22 protein-coding genes are annotated in these 19,488 nt (G+C 72.9%); 15 read left to right on the forward strand and 7 right to left on the reverse strand.

Annotated features, from left to right (window positions below):
• From ACFFHU_RS27240 to thiD, 3 genes are read left to right on the forward strand one after another with little or no spacing between them, the layout of a single operon-like run.
• The gene (locus ACFFHU_RS27240; protein WP_377343167.1) at positions 1-768 is read left to right on the forward strand and encodes a thiazole synthase; all 768 of its coding nucleotides are present in this window, start codon (positions 1-3) and stop codon (positions 766-768) included.
• A gap of 11 nt (positions 769-779) precedes the next feature.
• Positions 780-1,373, forward strand: coding sequence for a thiamine phosphate synthase (locus ACFFHU_RS27245; protein WP_377343168.1), 594 nt, complete (start codon positions 780-782; stop codon positions 1,371-1,373).
• The gene (gene thiD, locus ACFFHU_RS27250) at positions 1,370-2,215 is read left to right on the forward strand and encodes a bifunctional hydroxymethylpyrimidine kinase/phosphomethylpyrimidine kinase (protein WP_377343169.1); all 846 of its coding nucleotides are present in this window, start codon (positions 1,370-1,372) and stop codon (positions 2,213-2,215) included. The genes ACFFHU_RS27245 and thiD overlap by 4 nt, the downstream gene beginning before the upstream one ends.
• Here the strand turns inward: thiD and ACFFHU_RS27255 are convergent.
• Positions 2,212-2,697 (reverse strand): carboxymuconolactone decarboxylase family protein, encoded by a 486-nt coding sequence (locus tag ACFFHU_RS27255; protein ID WP_377343170.1) that lies wholly within the window; start codon positions 2,695-2,697, stop codon positions 2,212-2,214. The two genes, thiD and ACFFHU_RS27255, sit on opposite strands and share 4 nt — an antisense overlap.
• A gap of 166 nt (positions 2,698-2,863) precedes the next feature.
• Here ACFFHU_RS27255 and ACFFHU_RS27260 point away from each other — a divergent pair, with 166 nt between their 5' ends.
• A complete protein-coding gene (locus ACFFHU_RS27260; protein ID WP_377343172.1) occupies positions 2,864-3,775 on the forward strand; it encodes an RNA polymerase sigma-70 factor in 912 nt (303 codons plus the stop codon).
• A gap of 71 nt (positions 3,776-3,846) precedes the next feature.
• Here the strand turns inward: ACFFHU_RS27260 and ACFFHU_RS27265 are convergent, their stop codons facing one another.
• Together ACFFHU_RS27265 and ACFFHU_RS27270 are read right to left on the reverse strand one after the other, a co-directional pair.
• Positions 3,847-4,302: a cupin domain-containing protein gene (locus ACFFHU_RS27265; protein ID WP_377343173.1), complete on the reverse strand. Its 456-nt coding sequence runs from the start codon at positions 4,300-4,302 to the stop codon at positions 3,847-3,849.
• Positions 4,303-4,346: 44 nt separating this feature from the next.
• Positions 4,347-4,925, reverse strand: a complete 579-nt coding sequence (locus ACFFHU_RS27270) for a dihydrofolate reductase family protein (RefSeq protein WP_377343500.1) — start codon at positions 4,923-4,925, stop codon at positions 4,347-4,349.
• Positions 4,926-5,387: 462 nt separating this feature from the next.
• Between ACFFHU_RS27270 and ACFFHU_RS27275 the strand changes: the two genes are divergently transcribed.
• The 6 genes from ACFFHU_RS27275 to ACFFHU_RS27300 all read left to right on the forward strand — a co-directional run bounded on the left by ACFFHU_RS27275 (position 5,388) and on the right by ACFFHU_RS27300 (position 9,325).
• Positions 5,388-5,537 (forward strand): hypothetical protein, encoded by a 150-nt coding sequence (locus ACFFHU_RS27275; RefSeq protein WP_377343174.1) that lies wholly within the window; start codon positions 5,388-5,390, stop codon positions 5,535-5,537.
• Complete coding sequence (locus tag ACFFHU_RS27280) at positions 5,534-6,238, forward strand: hypothetical protein (RefSeq protein ID WP_377343175.1); 705 nt, start codon at positions 5,534-5,536, stop codon at positions 6,236-6,238. Before ACFFHU_RS27275 ends, ACFFHU_RS27280 begins: the two co-directional genes overlap by 4 nt.
• A 41-nt stretch (positions 6,239-6,279) precedes the next feature.
• The gene (locus ACFFHU_RS27285) at positions 6,280-7,275 is read left to right on the forward strand and encodes a WD40 repeat domain-containing protein (protein ID WP_377343176.1); all 996 of its coding nucleotides are present in this window, start codon (positions 6,280-6,282) and stop codon (positions 7,273-7,275) included.
• Positions 7,272-8,243 (forward strand): type VI immunity family protein, encoded by a 972-nt coding sequence (locus ACFFHU_RS27290; RefSeq protein ID WP_377343177.1) that lies wholly within the window; start codon positions 7,272-7,274, stop codon positions 8,241-8,243. Before ACFFHU_RS27285 ends, ACFFHU_RS27290 begins: the two co-directional genes overlap by 4 nt.
• The gene (locus ACFFHU_RS27295) at positions 8,230-8,703 is read left to right on the forward strand and encodes a hypothetical protein (protein ID WP_377343178.1); all 474 of its coding nucleotides are present in this window, start codon (positions 8,230-8,232) and stop codon (positions 8,701-8,703) included. Before ACFFHU_RS27290 ends, ACFFHU_RS27295 begins: the two co-directional genes overlap by 14 nt.
• An 82-nt stretch (positions 8,704-8,785) precedes the next feature.
• Positions 8,786-9,325: a hypothetical protein gene (locus ACFFHU_RS27300; protein ID WP_377343179.1), complete on the forward strand. Its 540-nt coding sequence runs from the start codon at positions 8,786-8,788 to the stop codon at positions 9,323-9,325.
• A gap of 92 nt (positions 9,326-9,417) precedes the next feature.
• Here ACFFHU_RS27300 and ACFFHU_RS27305 read toward each other — a convergent pair whose 3' ends face one another.
• Both ACFFHU_RS27305 and ACFFHU_RS27310 read right to left on the reverse strand, forming a co-directional pair.
• Positions 9,418-10,341, reverse strand: a complete 924-nt coding sequence (locus ACFFHU_RS27305; protein WP_377343180.1) for an RNA polymerase sigma-70 factor — start codon at positions 10,339-10,341, stop codon at positions 9,418-9,420.
• Positions 10,338-11,249, reverse strand: a complete 912-nt coding sequence (locus ACFFHU_RS27310; RefSeq protein ID WP_377343181.1) for an NAD-dependent epimerase/dehydratase family protein — start codon at positions 11,247-11,249, stop codon at positions 10,338-10,340. Before ACFFHU_RS27310 ends, ACFFHU_RS27305 begins: the two co-directional genes overlap by 4 nt.
• A 264-nt stretch (positions 11,250-11,513) precedes the next feature.
• Between ACFFHU_RS27310 and ACFFHU_RS27315 the strand changes: the two genes are divergently transcribed.
• The 3 genes from ACFFHU_RS27315 to ACFFHU_RS27325 all read left to right on the forward strand — a co-directional run bounded on the left by ACFFHU_RS27315 (position 11,514) and on the right by ACFFHU_RS27325 (position 16,460).
• Entirely contained in the window at positions 11,514-13,508 is a 1,995-nt protein-coding gene (locus ACFFHU_RS27315; RefSeq protein WP_377343182.1) for an ATP-binding protein, read from the forward strand.
• A 122-nt stretch (positions 13,509-13,630) separates the two neighbouring features.
• On the forward strand, positions 13,631-15,040 hold the full coding sequence (locus ACFFHU_RS27320) for an FAD-dependent oxidoreductase (RefSeq protein WP_377343184.1): 1,410 nt from the start codon (positions 13,631-13,633) through the stop codon (positions 15,038-15,040).
• Between the two features lie 7 nt (positions 15,041-15,047).
• A complete protein-coding gene (locus tag ACFFHU_RS27325) occupies positions 15,048-16,460 on the forward strand; it encodes an aminotransferase class V-fold PLP-dependent enzyme (protein ID WP_377343185.1) in 1,413 nt (470 codons plus the stop codon).
• Between the two features lie 158 nt (positions 16,461-16,618).
• Here ACFFHU_RS27325 and ACFFHU_RS27330 read toward each other — a convergent pair whose 3' ends face one another.
• Positions 16,619-17,167: a TetR/AcrR family transcriptional regulator gene (locus ACFFHU_RS27330; protein WP_377343186.1), complete on the reverse strand. Its 549-nt coding sequence runs from the start codon at positions 17,165-17,167 to the stop codon at positions 16,619-16,621.
• 46 nt (positions 17,168-17,213) lie between these two features.
• Between ACFFHU_RS27330 and ACFFHU_RS27335 the strand changes: the two genes are divergently transcribed.
• A complete protein-coding gene (locus ACFFHU_RS27335; RefSeq protein ID WP_377343187.1) occupies positions 17,214-17,708 on the forward strand; it encodes a GNAT family N-acetyltransferase in 495 nt (164 codons plus the stop codon).
• Here the strand turns inward: ACFFHU_RS27335 and ACFFHU_RS27340 are convergent.
• Positions 17,705-18,328, reverse strand: coding sequence for a LysE family translocator (locus ACFFHU_RS27340; protein ID WP_377343188.1), 624 nt, complete (start codon positions 18,326-18,328; stop codon positions 17,705-17,707). The two genes, ACFFHU_RS27335 and ACFFHU_RS27340, sit on opposite strands and share 4 nt — an antisense overlap.
• 160 nt (positions 18,329-18,488) lie before the next feature.
• Between ACFFHU_RS27340 and ACFFHU_RS27345 the strand changes: the two genes are divergently transcribed.
• On the forward strand, positions 18,489-19,430 hold the full coding sequence (locus ACFFHU_RS27345) for an aminoglycoside phosphotransferase family protein (RefSeq protein WP_377343189.1): 942 nt from the start codon (positions 18,489-18,491) through the stop codon (positions 19,428-19,430).
• The last annotated feature ends 58 nt before the right edge of the window (positions 19,431-19,488 follow it).

Genomic DNA, 19,488 nt, shown 5'->3' on the forward strand with positions numbered 1-19,488 from the left:
ATGGACCCGCTGATCATCGCCGGGGTGGAGTTCCGGTCCCGGCTGCTGCTCGGCACCGGCGGCGTACCGAGCCTGGAGGTGCTGGACCGGTCGATCGCCGCCGCCGGCGCCGAGCTGGTCACCGTGGCGCTGCGCCGGGTCGAGGCGGCCGCCGGCGGACCGCTGCTGGACGTGCTCGACCGGGCCAAGGTGCGGCTGCTGCCCAACACCGCCGGTTGCGCGACGGCCCGGGAGGCGGTGCTCACCGCCAGGCTGGCCCGCGAGGCCTTCGACACCTCATGGGTCAAGCTCGAGGTCATCGGCGACGAGCACACCCTGCTGCCGGACCCGGTCGAGCTGCTCGACGCGGCCGAGCAGCTGGTGGCGGACGGCTTCACCGTGCTGCCCTACACCAGCGACGACCCGATCACCGCCCGCCGCCTCGCCGACCTGGGCTGCGCTGCCGTGATGCCGCTCGGCTCGCCCATCGGCAGCGGGCTCGGCATCCGCAACCCGCACAACATCGCGCTGATCCGCGAGTCGGTCACCGTGCCGGTGGTGCTCGACGCGGGCATCGGCACGGCCTCCGACGCGGCGCTGGCCATGGAGCTGGGCTGCGACGCGGTGCTGCTGGCCAGCGCCGTCACCCGGGCCCGCGACCCGGAGCTGATGGCCACCGCCATGCGGGACGCCGTCCGGGCCGGCCGGCTCGCGTACCGGGCCGGCCGCATCCCTCGGCGCTGGCACGCGCGCGCCTCCACCCAGCCCGACGGGCTGCCGGAGCTGTGACGCTGCCCCGGTTGCTCACCATCGCCGACGCCGCCACCGCCGGCGACCGGCTGCCCGCGATCGTGGCCGAGGCCGTCCGGTCCGGCGCCCGCGCGGTGGTGCTGCGCGCCCGCGACCTGCCGCGCGACACCCGGGACCGGTACGCGGCCGCACTGTGCCGGATCCTCGAGCCCGTCGGCGGGCGGCTCATCCTGGCCGGTCCGCAGGACGGCGGCGAGCTGCACGGCCCCGGCGACGCCGTCCACCTGGCGACCCGGCAGCCGTTCCCGACGCCGCGCCCGGCCCTGGTCGGGCGGTCCTGCCACACGGCCGACGAGGTGGCCCGGGCCGCGGCCGAGGGCTGCGACTACGTCACCGTCTCGCCCGTCTACCCGACCTTGTCGAAGCCCGGGTACGGACCGCCGCTGGGCCCGGCCGGGCTGGCCGGACTGGCGGCGCTGGCCGGCCGCGACCGGCCGGGTCCGCTGGTGTACGCCCTCGGCGGCGTCACCCCCGCGGCGGTGCCCGAGTGCCTGGCCGCCGGCGCGTACGGGGTGGCCGTCATGGGACCCGTCCTGCGTACGCCCCGGATCGTGCTCGACTATCTGGAAGGGCTGGCCGGATGAACGCAGCGGCGAACTCTGCGGCGAACCCGCCGGTGGCTCTCACCATCGCCGGCTCGGACTCCGGCGGCGGCGCCGGCATCCAGGCCGACCTGAAGACCTTCGCCGCGCTCGGCGTCTTCGGCGCAAGCGCGGTCACCGCGCTCACCGCACAGAACACCGCGGCCGTACGCGGCGTGCATCCCACCCCGGCGCCGTTCGTGCTGGCCCAGGTCGAGGCGGTGCTGGATGACCTGCCCGTGGCCGCGGTCAAGACCGGCATGCTTGCCACGGCCGAGATCGTGCGCACGGTGGCCGGGCTGGCGGCCGCCGGACGGCTGCCCCGGCTGGTGGTCGACCCGGTCATGGTGTCCTCGTCCGGCCACCGGCTGCTCGAACCGGACGCCGAACGCCGGTACGTCGAGGAGCTGCTGCCGCACGCCCAGGTGCTCACCCCCAACCTGAGGGAGGCCGAGGTGCTGCTGGGCCGCCGCATCGGCACGCTGGCCGAGCAGCGGGCCGCCGCCGCCGACCTGGCGGCGCTCGGCCCGGCCACCGTCGTGGTGAAGGGCGGCCACAGCGTGTCGGACACCCCCGGCGAGGCGGTGGACGTGCTGTGGCACCGCGGCGCCGCCCGGGAGCTGCGGTCCCGGCGCGTCGAGGGCGGCAACAACCACGGCAGCGGCTGCTCGTTCGCGTCCGCCATCGCGGCCCTGCTCGCCCGCGGCCGGCCGGTCGAGGCGGCGGTGACCGAGGCCAAGGCGTACATCTGGACGGCCATCCGCGGCGCGGCGGGGTGGTCCCTCGGCGCCGGCCACGGGCCCCTCGACCACTTCGGCTGGGCGTCCGGCCCGGCGCCGGGTTAACTTGTCGCGGCCGCGAACGCGCCGGGCTGGTAGGAGCCGCCCCTCTGGTGCACGATCACGGCCAGCCGGTTCGCCGCGTTGATGAGCGAGACCAGGCACACCAGCGCGGCGATTTGGTCGTCGTCGTAGTGCTCGCGCACCCGCGCCCAGGTCTCGTCGGACACCCCCTGGTACGCGTCCGCGAGCCGGGTGCCCTCCTCGGCCAGCGCCAGCGCGGCCCGCTCGGCCTCGGTGAACACGGTTGATTCACGCCACGCGGCGACCAGGTTGAGCCGGACCGCCGTCTCCCCGGCGGCCACCGCCTCCTTGGTGTGCATGTCGATGCACCACCCGCAGCCGTTGATCTGGCTGGCCCGCAGCGACACGAGCTCCTGCGTGGCCGGCGGCAGCGGCGACTGGTGGATCACCTGAGCGGAGTTGGCGAACCGCTTGAAGAACCTGCCCGCGAGCTCGTTCTCGAACATGTTGAACCGGGCATCCATTGCTACTCCTCGACTGCTGGGTACTGGGACGAACACGAGATGCCGGCCGGCGGGGCGTCGTGACAGGGTGTGACGCGCGTCATGGCGGGCGAGTCCCGGATGTCACGGCGCGGCGGGGCGCGGCGTCTGATGGGGTGACCACCGTCGAGCGGAACAGGGGTCAGCCATGGTGGGCACGTCGCGCGGCACACTCGAACACCCGGAGCAGGCCACCGAGGCGTTCGTGACGCACCGCAACCTGCTGTTCACGGTCGCGTACGAGATGCTCGGCTCGGCCGCCGACGCCGAGGACGTCCTGCAGGAGACCTGGCTCCGGTGGACCGGCGTCGACCTCGACACGGTCCGGGACCACCGGGCGTACCTGGTCCGGATCACCACCCGGCAGGCGCTGGACCGGTTGCGCACGCTGCGCCGGCGCCGGGAGTCCTACGTCGGCTCCTGGCTGCCCGAACCGCTGCTGACCACCCCGGACGTGGCCGAGGACGTCGAGCTGGCGGACAGCGTCTCGATGGCCATGCTGCTGGTGCCCGAAACGCTCGGCCCGACCGAGCGGGCGGTGTTCGTGCTGCGCGAGGTGTTCGACCTGGGATACGACGAGATCGCCGAGGCCGTCGAGAAGACCCCGGTCGCCGTCCGTCAGATCGCCCACCGGGCCCGGGCGCACGTGGCCGCGCGCCGGCCCCGCGAGGTCGTCTCCGCGGCGGAGACCCGGGCCGCGCTCGACGCGTTCCGCCGGGCCGTCGAGACGGGCGATCTGCAGACCCTGCTCGACATCCTCGCGCCCGACGTGGTCCTGCTGGGCGACGGCGGTGGCGTGCGGCAGGCCGTGCCCCGGCCGATCGTGGGCGCCGGCAAGGTGGGCCGGCTGCTGACCGCCGCGCTGGCCCGGCTCGCCGGCGCCATGTCGATGCGGCCCGCACACGTCAACGGATACCCCGCGCTCATCCTCCGCCTCGACGGCGAGCTCGACACCGTGCTGGCCGTACGCATCGACGGCGGCCTCATCACCGGGCTATACGCGGTGCGCAACCCCGACAAGCTGTCGCACATGGGCCGGGCAAGCGCCCTGCGCCGCTGATCCTCGACCGCGGTCGAGGTGGCCGGTCCGGCGCCGGTCGCCCCGCGCCGACGCCGGACCCTGCCGCCGGTCTACACCGTGCGGTCCAGCGAGGCCAGGATCTCGCTGATCTCGGTGTCGGACGTCCAGGGCTGCCCGGTCGGCGGGGTACGGCCCCACGGCATGTCCGCCCGGTAGACCTCCAGCTGCCCGCCACCGACCGGGAATACGGTGCCGATGTGCTGCTCGGCCACGACCTCGAGCACGGTGTCGGTCAGCGCCCGGTAGCCGTGCCAGGTGTCGGCGGGCACCGCGACGACCTCGCCGGGCCCGCACTCCCGGCGCAGGTCGCCGATCCGCACCAACAGCCTGCCGCTGAGCACGTGCAGGATCTCCTCGCCGCGATGCAGATGCACCGGCCCCTCCTCGGCCGCCACGAGCCGGCCGGCGACCAGGAGGAGGCGGTCCAGGGCCTGACCGGGACCGGCGACCACCCGGTATCCGGGCGCGCCGTCGACCGGGGGGCCGAAGCTGGCGAATGACGTCATTGCCCGTTCATAGCACCGCGCCGCGCCGGTCGCCGCCCGCCGTCTCAGTGAACGACGTCGTACACCAGCTTGGTGATGCCGTTGGCGTACGTTTCGGACTCGACCAGCTTGAGCGACTGCTTCTCCCGGTCGGTGTCGCTGAACATCCGCTTGCCGGCGCCGAGCAGCACCGGATAGAGCAGCAGGTGGTAGCGGTCGATCAGGCCGGCGTCGGAGAGGCCGCGGGCCAGCGTGGCGCTGCCGTTGACGACGATCGGGCCGCCGTCGGTCTCCTTGAGCTTCGCCACCTCGTCGAGGGAACGCAGGATGGTGGTCTCGCCCCAGTTGTCCACCAGGGCGTCCTGGCCCAGCGTGGTGGAGACGACGTACTTCGGCAGGTCCTTGACGACCGCGAAGTCCGCCATGTCCGGCCACACCGGCGCGAATGCCTCGTAGCTGATGCGGCCGAACATGAGCGCGCCGGCCTCCTGCATCTCCCGGCCCTTGAGCTCGTACGCCTCGGGCCGGAACTCGATGTCCTTGAAGGTCCAACCGCCGCTGCGGTGCGACTCGGCGGGTCCGCCGCCGGGGGAGTCGACCACGCCGTCCAGCGAGACAAAGGCGGTGTAGATCAGCGTACGCATCTCGAAGTCCCATCCGTAGGTTCGCCGGTGTCGCATCGGGCTTCCGGTGATGCTAGGCGCTCGGGCCTGGTCGGGCGGTCCCGCGTCGGCGGCGCGTCGCGCCGGCCTGCCTCGACTTCTCGGCTGGCCTACGATCTCGGGGGTGGATGATCGTCTGCTGGATGAGTTCGTCAGAGCGAACGCGGAGCAGGGCCTCGGCGCGTACGGGATTCACCTGTACCGCGAGGGCGAGTCGGCGATCGAGCACCGGTTCCGGTCCGACGATCGGGTGCACCTCTATTCGGGCTGTTCGCGCCGCTGGACCTGCACAACCCGGCCTGGCACACGTGCCCGCTCGGCTACCCGTTCGCCGAGGCCGGCCTGTTCCTGCGCACCGAGGAGGTCGCGCGATTCGGGCGGCTGCTCCTGCAGGACGGACGCTGGGGCGACCGCCAGGTCGTGCCGGCCGACTACGTGCGGCGGATGACGGCCGAGCGCGTCGACAGCAGCCCGGCCATCCGCGGCGAGCAGTACATCCACGGGTACGGGCTGGGCGTGTGGAATGCGCACTCGGAACGCGACGAGGCCATGCTGGCCGCGATCCACGACCTGGTCCTGGACCGGCTGACGTGACGGTCTCGCCGAGGCTGGATGTGCTGTTCGCCGGCGAAGCGGAACCGTTCACTTCCACCATCTGGTTCATCGAGGCGCCGTATCCGCGAGTGGTCGACTCCGTTCGACGGTGGCGCGGCAGGTTGGCTGGCGCCGTCCGGTTCATCGAAGTGAGCGGTCGACTGGATGCTCTGCTGACGGAGCTGGAACCGTGGGCGATGCCATCCTGGAAGGAACTGATCGTTGCCACCCAGGGACCGTGGACGGCGTTGTTCAGCCAGGGCAGCGACGTGCCGACCTTCGATGTCGTCAGCTGGGAGTTGTCCTGCCGGAGCCTGCGCACCAGCTACCTGCCGCACGTCGTTCGCGACGGACAGGTTGTCAGCTATGGCGACACCGCATTCTGGTTGACCGACGGGTCTCGTGCGGACCTGGGACCGCAGCACATCCTTCGGGTGATTCAGGCGACGACCCAGGACGACTGGTGCTGGGAGTCGTCCGGCGAGCTTCAACCGTTCGAGGAGCCTGAGCTGTACACCAGGCGCGCTGTCAGGGACCGCCTCGATCTGCCAGCGCTGAACCGGTACTGCGCCCGGCTGGGCATCCACCGGGCGGAGCCGGGGTTCTACGGCCCGCAGGCGACCCTCGTCAGCCTGGATACCAGTGGCTGGGGAGATTCTCGGACGATGCCGAGCGGCCAATGGCGAGCCGAAAACCTGTGATCCGCCGGACCCCCCGGCTCGGACCGCAGCAGAACGCAAAGATGGCATTGATGACCGGGCGGACACGAAGCGGCGGGCGCATAGCGGCGGCGCATCAAGGACCGGTCTGGCCACTTGCCATGACCTGCGAACCATCGGGCCGTTCGTTGATCGCTTCGGCCAGCCACGACGGCATGAGTCTTTGGGACGCCACCACCGGTTCCCGAGTCATGCACCGTCCGTCAGTCGGGTCAGCACGTCGTCTCTGGCTGGACTCCTCGGATGGCAAGGATCAGCTCCTCGCCGTCGCGGAGGAGGACGACATCCGGGTTCACGTAGCGGAGACGGGGAAGCAGGTCCGTGCTCTGACGGGCGGAGGCGGATTCTGGTCCGTTGCGTCTGCGCCCGGACCCGACGGGCACCGATTGTGGGTGGCGGGTGGCCATGACGGCAGGGTGCACCGTTGGATTCAAGCCACGGGCGAATCGTATGGCGATCCGCTTACTGGTCACACCGACAGCGTCAAGGCCGTGGCGGCGACGCCGCTGGCTGATGGGACCGTGGCGATGGTGTCCGGCGGTGACGATCAGATGATTCGACGATGGGATGCTGCCCGCGGGGTCTCGTTGGGCGAGCCACTCGCAGGTCACGCCGGCTCGGTGGTCGCGGCGGCGTTGATCGCGGACGTCGGTCGGTCTCCGATCATTCTGGCGGGGGACACCACGGGAGCCCTGAGCCGGTGGGACTTCGGCACCGGCGAGCAGATCGGGTCGCCGATCCGGGCGCACGAAGGGGGCATCATCGACGTCTGCGTGCTCGGCACTGGTCGGGGTGCCACCGTGATCACCACCGGCTACGACCAGGTGGTCCGGCGCTGGCACGGATTGACGGGGGACCTCCTGGACGACGGACTACGTGGCGCGTCGGCGGCCACCGGCGTGGTAGGCGTCAATCCGGCGTTGGTGGTGGGCGGCCTCGATGGTGGGATCACCCTGCTGACGTTCGACAGGACCGGAGGGTCGGGGCGGGTGTCGACGGAGCAGATGGAGAGTCGATGACCCGGAGCAGTCAGCGAGATTTTCCGCTGGAGGTGCAGCTCAACGTCGACGGGTCGGCGGGTTTGTTCGCGGACGTGGCGTACCGGTGGGTGGATGAGTTGTCGGCGGCGATCATCGGGCCCGAGCGGGCGGCGTTGGCTGCCCTGCCCGCGCGGTCCCGGCTGGTGAGGGATCTGGCGGAGCCGCTGGGCCCCGAGGGGGCGCTGTTCGGCCTGGTTGAGGTTTGGCGAGCGCGGGAGGGTCGGCCGCCGAGGGTGACCAGGCGGAGCCTGTCGGATGAGGGCTTGGCCTGGTTGCGGAAGGAGCTGGTTGGCGACTTCCCGGCGCGGGTGGATGTGGAGGTGGGTAATCTCGACGAGACGGGTCAGCGGTCGGGAGACCGCTTTTCCGCTTCGATTCGGTCGGTGGAGTATTCGCCGGGCTGGTTGACGCTGAGCGCGACGCTGCCGGTGTCGCGGTTCACCGGGTCGGGCGGGTCGCTGATCCAGCGGCGTTGGTTGGCTGCGGTACGGACACTGGCCGATGACCTGAATCCCGGCTTTGGCCAGATTTCCTACTACCTCTCCGATGGATCCACCGCGTTCGAACACGCCGCTCCACGGTCGAGGCATTGGCAGGAGAGGGATCCCGAGTACAACATCGGCGCTTCCCGGCAGCGGCTCCGGGGGTATTCGTGGTTGACGATCCTGGCGCAGGAGTTGGCCGACCGGCTCGGCGGCGCACAGGCTCTCGAGCGGACGGGCGTGTTTGCGGAGGTCCGTCAGTTGGCCAAGGGGGGCGTCTGGCTGCTGGCTACCGAGGATTTCTGCGACTACGGGATGGAAGGCGTGGAGAAGGCGTTCGACGTGCTGGCGCCCGTGTTGCCCGGTGGACAGCCGTGGCTGCGCAAGACGAGGGATGGGCAGCCGCTGTTGGTTCCCGCGCGTGCCCCCGACGAGGTTCGGAGGGCTGGCGATGGGGTCGTCTGACTGGTGCTACCTGGTCCCGTACGGGCCGGATCTGGAGCAGGTCCTGGCGACCCTGCGACAGCGGGTGTTCGACGAGCACGACTACTACTTCGATGACGATGACGATGACCGCGAAGAGACGGCTGGGGACGCCGGTCGCTGGCCGGCCACCATGGCGGAGCTGTTCGAGAAGGAGTCGGTGCAGTACGAGGGCACCCATTCGGTGCTCGACATCTTCCACGTGATCGGCTCGGGGGAGGAGGACGCGTATGGGACGTTGCGCCCGCTGACCCCCCAGGAACAGGTGGACCTGTTCGGCAGACCCCGGCTGACCCGTCAGACGTTCGAGGGAGCGTACGCCCGCCGTCATGAGGGTCCGCTGGGCTCGTTCGGGCAGCGGTGGAGCGGCCACAGCGTGGTCCTGCATGACGGCGAGGGTCGCCCGACCGAGATTGCCATCTGGGGCTTCTCCGGCGATTGACCGCCGGAGGCGACCGACGCGCCGGAACGTCGAACGGGTACGGTCGCCGGCGCGCCACTGAGATCGCTGGAGGTGATGGCGGGTGAGCATGGTCACGAGGCTGCTCTCGGTCTGTCCGGTGACCGATCGGACCGGTAGCGCCGAGTCCGGCGAAACGCCGGCGCTGCTGCGCGATCTCGTCACCAAGGTCGGCGGCTGCACCCTCGACCACGGCTTCTACCGGTTCCACACCGCCCGTACGGCCACCGAGGCCAACGTGGCCTGCGCCGCCCTGATCGACGGCTTCGCCGGACGCTTTCACTGCTTCGCCTTCGACTGGTTGGGTCGGGAGATCGCCGTGAACGTCCGGGGACGCCGGCCGGCGGTCATCGTGGTCGACCCGGGATGGGGCGAGTATTGCCGGACCGACTGTGAGCTGGACGAGTGGCACGACGTGATGTGCGGGGAGGACGACCTGCTCGCGCATTCGTTCTACCAGGAGTGGCAGCAGGCCAATCCCGGGATCGTGCTGCGTTTCGACCAGGTGGTCGGCTACCGGATTCCGCTCTTCCTCGGCGGGCCGGAGGAGGTGTCCAACCTCGAGCTGACCGACCGCGAGGTCTACTTCGAGCTCTCTACGTAGCTGGCCCACGCGACGGCCGGGTTACCCGAGGGGGCCACCATCGATGAGATCGTCGTGGAGCGCCGGCAATAGCCCATTCTGTTCGGCCGGCTTCAGTCCGCCGCCCGGCGGAGTCGGTTGGCCTGGTCGAGGATCGCCCAGGCGTCGGCTACCGGGCCCAGGTGCCGGAGCTTGTCCGGGTTGAGCACCGCCCGGATCGTCTGGACCTGGCCGTCGAGGACGTCCAGCGTCCAGGTGTTGACGATCCGGCCGCCACTGTCCCGGAAGATGGCGCCGGGCTGGCCGTTCACCTCGTGCGGTTGCACGACGCCGCCGACCCGGCGGAACGGCGTGATCATCGCGGCCAGCACCCGGGTGACGTTGTCGGCCCCGAAGATGCCCCGGCCCCACAGCGGGGCGTTGCCGCCGCTGTCGCCGACCAGCCGGACATCGGCGGCCAACAGCTCGCGCAGCGCGGCCACGTCGCCGTCGCGGAAGGCGTCGAGGAACCGGCCGGCGAGTTCCGTGCGCTCCCGGCGGTCGGCGTCGAACCGTACCCGGCCGGCGTCCATGTGCCGGCGCGCCCGTACGGCGAGCTGGCGGCAGGCCGCCTCCGAGCGGCCCACCGCCGCGGCCACCTCGGCGAAGCCGAAGCCGAACACCTCGCGCAGCACGAACACCGCGCGCTCGAGCGGGCTGAGCCGCTCCAGCAGCAGCAGCGCCGCCATCGAGACCGAGTCGGCCAGCTCGGCCGACCGCTCCGGATCGGTGTACGGGTCGGCCAGCAGCGGCTCCGGGAACCACTGCCCGAAGTATTCCTCGCGGCGTACCCGGGCCGAGCGCAGCACGTCGATGGCGATCCGGGACACGGTGGTGGACAGGAACGCCCGCACGGACCGGGGCTGGGTCGGCGAGGACTCGTAGCGCAGCCAGGTCTCCTGGACCGCGTCCTCGGCCTCGCTCACGCTGCCGAGGATCCGGTAGGCGATCGAGAACAGCAGCGGTCGCAGCTGCTCGAACTCCTCGGTCCGGGTCACGCCAGCTCCTCCTTGAAGCCGATCCGCCAGGACGGGTACCGCAGCCGCCAACCGAGTTCCCGCTTGGCCTTGACGTTGGAGAACCCGCGCCCCTGCGTCATCATGGCCACCGCCGTCGGCCCGGCCAGCGGCCGGGCCAGCCAGGTCGGGATCCGCATCGGCGGCCTGGCCCCGGCGCATTCGGCCAGGTACGGCAGCCACTCGCGGGCCGGCGCCGGCTCGTCGTCGACGATGTTGAAGACGCCCCGCGCCCGCTGCTCCACGGCCAGCACGGTGGCCGCGGCGGCGTCGTCGAGATGCACCCAGGAGCTGTACCCACCGCCGCCGCCGACCACCGGGTACTGCCGCTTGCGTACGAGTTCCACCTGGTCGTCGGTGGCGCCCGGCCCGTAGAACGCGCCGTACCGCAGCACCGCCCCGCCGGCGGCCAGCACCGCCTCCTCGAGGTGCCGGATGGCGGCCGCGCCCCGGCCGATGCTGGTCGGATCCAGCGGATCGTCCTCGGTCTTCACCCAGCCGCCGTGGCGGATGCCGTTCCACGAGCCGTAGCTCTGCGCGACGAAGTGCCCCACCCCGCTGGCCGCGGCGGCGGCCAGCAGGTGGTCGGTGCCCTCGGTGCGCAGCCGGTTGGTGGTGGCGAACCAGCGGTCGAAGTGCTTGATGTCCGGCTTGCCGGAGATGGCGGTCATCTCGTGCACGATCACCTCCGGCCGGGCTCGGGCCACCGCCTCGGCCACCGACCTGGCGTCCAGCCCGTCCATCACGACCGGCTCGGCGCCCAGCCGCTCCAGCAGGCCCACCTTGCCCTCGCCCGTCGTCGTCGCCACCACCTGATGGCCGCGCGCCACCAGCTGCGGCACCAGCCGGCGCCCCACCACCCCGGCCCCGCCCGCCACGAACACCCGCATGAGCTGCACCCTTCTGACACACCCGGTCGACTCCACTATCTCCTGACGAGACCGCCCGGCCGCCCGTGACATCGCCAGATCGCCGGCCGGTCCGCCATGCTCGTCGACAACGCGGGCCACGCTTGGCCCGGACGGGCCCAACGGCGGGTTCTTCGGCGAGGACGGCCCGACGCCCCGGTAGCCGGGGCCGCCGTCGGGGAACGGACACCTGCGGTCCCGGCGCCGCACTGGCGGCGCCGGGTCGCGCCGGTCGACACTGAGCGGGTGGCGGCCGGCAGCTTCGCGGACGTGGTGGACGGCGCCCGGCGGCAGGCCTTCGTCGGCCGTCGGGCCGAGCTCCGCGCGTTCGCGGACGCCCTCGCCGGGCGCTCGCCACGCCGGATCCTCTTTTTGTACGGGCCGGGCGGCATCGGCAAGACGACGCTGGTGCTGGAGCTGCGCGCGCGGGCCCGGGAGGCCGGTCGGCCGACGATCCTGCTCGACGGCCGGGAGCTCGACCCGTCGCCCGAAGGCCTCAAGGCCGCGCTGACCGGCGCCGGCGCCGGCGACGTCATCCTGATCGACGGGTACGAACAGCTGGCCGGGGTGGATGGCTGGCTGCGCCGGGAGCTGCTCCCGGCGCTGCCGGCCGGCCAGCTGGTCGTGCTGGCCGGCCGGGAGCCGCCCGCCCCGGCCTGGCGGACCGACCCCGGGTGGCGGGAGGTGGCGGCGGTGTGCCGGCTGGACCACCTGGACCGCGCCGACAGCGCCGACCTGCTGGCCCGGGCCGGCGTGGCGGCGGCCGAGCGGGACCGGCTGGTACGGCTGGGCCGTGGCCACCCGCTGGCCCTCGCCCTGCTGGCCGACGTGGCGCTCGGCGGCCGGGTGCCGGAGACGCTGGCCGAGGTGCCCGATCTGATCAACACGCTGCTGGAGTCGCTGCTCCGGGATGTGTCATCGGACGCCCAGCTCGTGGGCCTGGCCACCTGCGCGAAGGCGTGGCTCACCACCGAGGACCTGCTGCGGGAGACGGTCGGTGACCCGGCCGCGGCCGCCGAGGTCTGGGCCTGGCTGCGGCGGCGACCGTTCATCGTGACCCGGCCGACCGGGCTGAGCCCGCACGACCTGACCCGCGACGTGCTCGAGGCCGAGTTCGAGCGCCGCTTCCCGGCCCGGTACCGGTCGCTGCACCGGATCATCCACGACCACGTGCTGGCCGGCGTGCGCGCGGCCGGCGGCATGGACCGGCAACTGCTCGCGCAGCACCTGGCCTACCTGCACCGGCGCAGCCCGCTCACGGCCGTCTACCACGGCCTCCGCGCGCAGGGCTCGGCCGCGGTCACCCCGGCCCGCCCGGCGGAGTACGCGCAGCTCGTGGCGATGGTACGGCGCGGCGACGGCGACGCGAGCGCCGAGCTGGCCGAGCGGTGGTTCGCCGAGGCGCCCGAGCACCTCGAGGTGGTACGCGCCGAGGAGGGCGTCGTCGGCTTCGCGTACCACCTCTTCTGCCCGACCGGATCGGCGCTGGAGGAGCGGGACCCGGTGGTGCGGGCGGTGCTCGACCACGTGGCGCGGGCCGGCCCGCTGCGCCCGGGCGAGCGGGTGGAGATCGCCCGCTTCCTGGCCGGTGTCCACGAGCACCAGCGGGACCGGTACGCGGTGCTGGCCGGCTCGGTCACCTCGGTCATCAACTGGTCCACCGAGCCGCTGGCCTGGTCGTTCGCCGTCCTGCACGACACCGCGTACTGGGCGCCGTTCTTCGACTACCTCGCCTTCCGGCCGCTGGTGGCGGTGGAGTTCGACGGCCGGCGGTACGTCGGGTACGGGCACGACTGGCGGCGCTTCCCGGCCGACCGCTGGTTCGACTTGATGACCGAGCGGGAGCACTCCGGCGGCACCGGTCCGCCGCCCGAGTCGGCGCTGCTGCCGCCGCCGCTGGACCGTGCCGCGTTCGGCGCGGCCGTGCGGGCGGCGCTGCATCACCTCAACCGGCCGGAGCGGCTGGCCGGCAACCCGCTGTGCGGCACGGCCCTGGCCGCCGATCCGGCGGCGCTGCGCGCGGCCGTGGCGGCGGCGGTGGACCGGCTGGCCGGCGAGCCCCGCGGCGACCAGTTGCGGGCGGTGCTCAACCGCACCTTCCGGCATCCCGCGCCGAGCCAGGAGGCCGCCGCCGAGGTGCTGGGACTGCCGTTCAGCACCTACCGGCGGTACCTGGCCCGGGCGGTGGAGGAGGTGACCGAGCTGCTGTGGTCGATGGAGATCGGCACCGCCCGCCGGTGAGGGGCCGGCGACGGCCGGCCGATCACGCCGGCGACGGCCCGCCGGCAGCGGGGCGAGGTGGGCACCGATTGAGCAGCGACTGACCTGGAGAATGAGCAGCGTCCGGGCCCACCCTTCCGGGCATGGCTCACATCCTCATCCACGGCGCCGGCCTGGCCGGCCTCAGCACGGCCGCGCTGCTGGCCCGCGATGGACACCGGGTGACGGTGCTGGAACGCGACCCGGACCGGCCGCCGCCGCCCGAACATCCCGAAATCGCGTGGACCGGCTGGCAGCGTCGCGGCGTCAACCAGTTCCGCCTGCCGCACTTCATGCTGCCGCGCTGGTGGTCGCTGCTGTCCACGCACCTGCCCGGGGCGGGCGGCCCGCTGGCGGCCGCGGGCGCGACGCGGCTGAACACCCTGGCGGTGCTGCCCGAGGCGCGCCGGGGCGCGCTGCGGGACTCCGACGCGCGCTTCGACACGGTCACCGCGCGGCGACCGGTGCTGGAGGCGGCGCTCAGCGCGGTCGCCGAGGCGGCCGGAGTCATCGTGCGACGCGGTGTGTCGGTCACCGGCGTCACCGCCGATCAGCGGCTGGACGTACCGAGGATCACCGGGGTGCTGACCGCCGACGGCCGCAGCATCGGCGCGGACCTGGTGGTGGACTGCGGTGGCCGGCGCTCTGCGCTGGCCTCCTGGCTGCCCACGGTCGGCGCCCGCCGGCCGGTCGAGGAGCGCGCCGACTCCGGCTTCGTGTACTACGCCCGGCACTTCCGGTCGCCCACCGGCCGGCTCCCCGAGGCGCTGACGAGCATCCAGCAGAACTACGACTCGCTGTCCGTGCTCACCCTGCCCGGCGACAACGGCACCTGGAGCGTCGTGTTCACCACCGGCGGCCGGGACGGCGCGCTTCGCGCGCTGCGGGAGCCGGACCGGTGGCACGGCGCGCTCGCCCGCTACCCGCTGGCGGCGCACTGGGCGGACGGCGAACCGATCTCCGGGGTCGACGTGATGGCCGGGATCGAGGACCGGTACCGGCGGCTGGCGATCGACGGCCGGCCGGTGGTCACCGGCGCGGTCGCGCTCGGCGACGCCGCGGCGTGCACCAACCCGTCCCTGGGTCGCGGGGCGTCGATGGCCCTCATCCACGCCGTCCTGCTGCGCGACCTGCTGCGCGAGACCGACCCGCGGGACCACGACAAGCTGGCCCGCCGGTTCGACGAGGCCACCGCCGCCACCATCGAGCCGCTGTACCGGGCCACCCTCTGGTACGACCGGCACCGCCTCGCCGAGCTGGCCGCCGACCTCGCCGGGCAGCCGTACCGCACCACGGATCCGCGCTGGCTGGCGAGCAAGGCGCTGTACGTGGCCAGCCTCACCGATCCCGAGCTGACCCGCGCGCACCTGGACATCACCTCGTTCCTCGCCCAGCCCGGCGAGGTCCTGGGCGTCCCGGGCGTGCTCGACCGGGTTCTCGCGCTCGGTGGTGGCGCCGCGCAGTACCCGCATCCCGGGCCAACCCGCGCCGAACTGCTCGACGCGCTCGGGTGAGGCCGCCATGGACGTGCACAGCATCCGCCGGCACTTCGCCTTCGCGGACTTCGGCCGGATCGTCGCCAACAACGCGGCCAGCACCCAACCGCCGCGCGAACTGCTCGCGCTGTACCGGTCGCTGGCCGACCGGTACGAGAACGTCCACCGGGGACAGTCCGACGCGTCGCGCGAGATGACCGCGCTGTTCGAGGACGCGTACGACACCATCGCCGACTTCATCGGCGCGCCGGACCGGACCGGCATCGCGCTCTACCGCAACACCACCGAGGCCATCAACTCGGTCATGTACGCGCTGCTCACCGAGTTCCGGGACGGCGACAACGTGGTGACCACCATGATGGAACACAACTCCAACCACGTCCCGTGGTATGCGCTGTGCCGCGAGGTGCTGCCCCGGCTCGGCCGCTCGGTGCAGCACCGGTTGGCCCGCTTTGATCCGCGCACCGGCGAGCTGGACCTGGACCACCTGGCGGCGCTGATCGACTCCCGTACCAAGCTGGTGTGCTGCACCGCGGCCTCGAACTTCCTCGGCACCCGGAACCCGATCGGGACGATCCGCGGGCTGTGCGACGCGAGCGGCTATCCCCAGCCCACCGGCGAGCGGCGGTCCCGGCTGCTGGTCGACGCCGCCCAGCTGGTCCCCGGGGCGTACGTCGACGTGCGCGCCCTGGACGTCGACTACCTGGCGTTCTCGTTCCACAAGATGCTCGCCCCGTTCGGCGTCGGGGCGCTGTACGCCCGGCCACACCTGCTCGCCGCCGGACTGCCGTTCCTGTACGGCGGGGACATGATCGCCGAGGGGCGGGTGTTCCCGGACCGGGTCGAATACAACGCGCTGCCCTGGAAATACGCGGCCGGCTCGCCCAACATCCTCGGCACGATCGTGTCGGCGCAGGCGCTGCGGCTGCTGCTCGACCTCGCGCTCACCCCCGGCCGTCCCATGTACTTCGGCACCGGCCGCGCCATCGAGCGCCCGGCGGTGCGCGCGGCCATGAACCGGGTGGCCGACTGGAACCGGTCGCTGACCGGCCGGGCGCTGGCCGGGCTCGAGGCGGTGGACGGGATCACCATCTACGGACCGCGGGACGCCGCCCGGCGGACCTCCCTGGTGGCCTTCAACCTGGCCGGACGCGACCCGATCGGGGTGGCCGAGGCGCTGAACCGGGCCGGGGTGGAGGCGCGCGCCGGCTGCCACTGCGCGACGCTGGCGCACCACGCGCTCGGGCTGGTCCCGCCGGCCAGCTGCCGGGTGAGCTTCTATCTCTACAACACCCCCGACGAGGTGGACCGGATCGTGGCCGCCGTGGCCGCCGTCGCGGCCGGCCGCGCCGCGTCGGTGCCAGCCGACGCGCCGGCGCCGGGCGCGGCGGGGAATGCGCCCACTGCGCGGCGCGCCCGGTCGGCCGCCGAGGCGTAGGCCACTGGTGGGGACGTCCAGGTTACCGGCGACCGCGCCCGGCAGGTCCGTACCGGCCTCGCTGTCGATCCACGGCTCCAGGCCGACCCGGAACGCGCCGACCACGGCTCCGGCCGCTGTTGGCCCGGCAGCCGGCCTCGGGATGGCGCGAGGTCTGGTCAGCGGGCGGACGAACTCGCGAGGAAGTCCTCCAGCGCGGCCGTGGTCCGGTCGGCGTCGCCGGTGGCGAGCAGGTCGAGCAGGCAGCCGCGCAACACCGCCAGCGCGAGGGTCGGTTCCGTGGCGGGGCCGGACAGGATGGCCAGCCAGTCCGTCACGGTCTGCCGGGCGAAGTCCGCCCACGGCCCGTCCGGCTCGCTCAGCGAACGGCCGTACGCCTCCAGCCACAGCACGAGCAGCGGGCGGTGGCTCGGGTCGCTGAGCCACCGCCAGACCGCCCGGACCACCGTGCCGCGCTCGGCGCCGGCCAGCTCCCGGCGGATCCCGGACAGCAGGGCCAGCTGATCGGCGCGGGCGTGCGCGAGCAGCGCCCGGATCAGGCCGTCCTTCGACTCGAACAGGAACAGCAGCACGCGCGGGCTCGATCCGATGGCGGCCGCGAGCGGTCGCAACGACAGCTCGGCCAGGCCGTGGCTCAACACATAGTCGTACGCCCGCGCGAGCAGCTCCGCGCGCCGCGGGGAAGGGGGTCGCTGTTCGTCGGACACGGAGCTACTATCCCACTGAAACAGTCGTTTCAGTCGGAGGTGACCCATGACCGCCACCATCGTGATTCGCCGGCTGGGTGAGCCGGGCGACCTGGGCTGGGTCGTCCAGGCGCACGGCGAGATCTACGCCCGGGAGTTCGGCTGGGACGCCACCTTCGAGGCCCTGGTGGCCCGGATCGTGGCCGACTACGCGGCGGACCACGACCCGTCCGGGGAGGCGGCATGGGTCGCCGAGCTGGACGGCCGCCGGGTGGGCTGCGTCTTCTGCGTACGCGCCGACGCCACCACGGCGCAGCTGCGGATCCTGCTCGTGGACCCCGTCGCCCGGGGGCACGGGCTGGGCCGGCGGCTGGTGGACGAATGCCTCGGGTTCGCCCGCGACGCCGGCTACCGGCGGATGACCCTGTGGACCAACGATCCACTCGCGGCGGCCCGCCGCATCTACCTGTCCCGCGGCTTCACCCTGGTGCGCCAGGAACCGCACGACAGCTTCGGCGCCCACCTGACCGGCCAGACCTACGAACTCGACCTGTCCGGCTAGCTCGACCACGCCAGCCGGGCGCCGAAGGCGATAAGGATCGTGCCGGCCACGGCGTCGAGCGCGCGGCGCACCCGGCTGCGGGTGAACAGCCGGCGCAGCCGATCGACGGCGACGCTGTAGAGCGCCAGCCAGGCGAAGGTCAGCAGGCTGAACAACAGGCCGAGGCCGAGCATGGCCGGCAGCGCCCGGCCGTCGGCCGGGGCGAACTGCGGCAGCAGGCTCATGAAGAACGCCGCCATCTTGGGATTGGCCAGGTCGTTGATCAACCCCTGCCGGAGCGATCGGGTCGTGCCCACCCGCGGCGCCGGGCCGGGCCGACCGTGTCCGCCCTCGGCCCGGTGCGCGGCGCGCAGCGACTGGATGCCCAGCCAGATCAGGTAGCCGGCGCCAAGCAGTTTCATCGTGACGAACACCGGCTCGGAGGCACGGATGAGACCCGCGATGCCGACGCTCGCGGCGACCGTCCAGACGAGCTGCCCGGCGGCCACCCCCGCCGCCGTCCAGACCCCGCTGCGGCGGCCACCCGCGAGCGCGTTCCGTACCGTGAGCGCGGTGTCTGGACCGGGCGTGCAGATCACCACCAGCGCGACGCCGAGGTAGGCGAGCAGCCCGACGAGCATGACCCGTTGCCCCCTTCCACCCCAGAGGCGTCAGCCTAGGCGGTACGTCGACGGCCGGTGCGGCGTTTTCGCCCAGCGGGACGGCCGGCCCGCCGCCAGCGCAAACGGTTTGATCGGCACGGCCCGCACGGGTAGAAAGGCCGGCGACGGAGGTGGTCCGATGCTCGACAGCGACGCCGGAACGATCGTTCCCGCAGGCGAGGACGGTCGCGCCGGCATCGATGCCGGCCTGGTGCGGCGGCTCGTCGCCGCGCAGTTCCCGCGGTGGAGCCGGCTGCCGGTGACGCCGGTGCCGGTCGACGGTTGGGACAACCGGACCTACCGGCTGGGCACGGACATGACCGTCCGGCTGCCCACCGCGGCCGGGTACGTGCCGGCGGTGGCCAAGGAGAACGAATGGCTGCCCCGCCTGGCGCCGTCGTTGCCGGTGGCGGTGCCGCCGGTCCTGGGCCTGGGAGTGCCGGGCGAGGGCTATCCGTACCCCTGGTCGGTGCGCGGCTGGCTGCCCGGCGAGACGGCCGACCGCAGCCGCGTGGACGAACTGCCGCGGTTCGCCGTTTCGGTGGCCGAGTTCATCCGGGCCCTGCAGCGCTGCGACACCACCGGAGGTCCGGCCGCGGGGGAGCACAGCTTCTACCGGGGAGCGTCGCTGGCGCACTACGAGGAGGAAACCCTGCGCTGCCTGACCGCGCTCGCCGGACGGGTCGACACCGCCCGCGCCGCCGAGGTCTGGCGGGCGGCCCGGGCCGCCCGCTGGTCCGGGCCGCCCGTGTGGTTCCACGGCGACGTGGCGGCGGGGAACCTGCTGGTGGCCGAGGGCAGGCTGACGGCCGTCATCGACTTCGGTACGTCGGGGGTCGGCGACCCGGCCTGCGACCTCGTGATCGCCTGGACGATGTTCTCGGGCGCGAGCCGGCGGGCGTTCCGGGAGACGGTGGCGCGGGACGCGGGCATGTGGGCCCGGGCCCGCGGCTGGGCCCTGTGGAAGGCGCTGCTGGTGCTGACCGGAACCATCGACACCGATCCCGAGCAGGCCGCGGTCAACCAGCGGGTGATCCGGGAGGTGCTCGACGATCACGAGCGGTCCGCATCGGTGACGTGATCACGTCAGGGCGTACACTGACGCTGGCCTGTGCCGTTGCGGGGCAGCGCCGCGAACG

This window comes from Plantactinospora siamensis, assembly GCF_042434095.1.
GTDB lineage: Bacteria > Actinomycetota > Actinomycetes > Mycobacteriales > Micromonosporaceae > KBS50.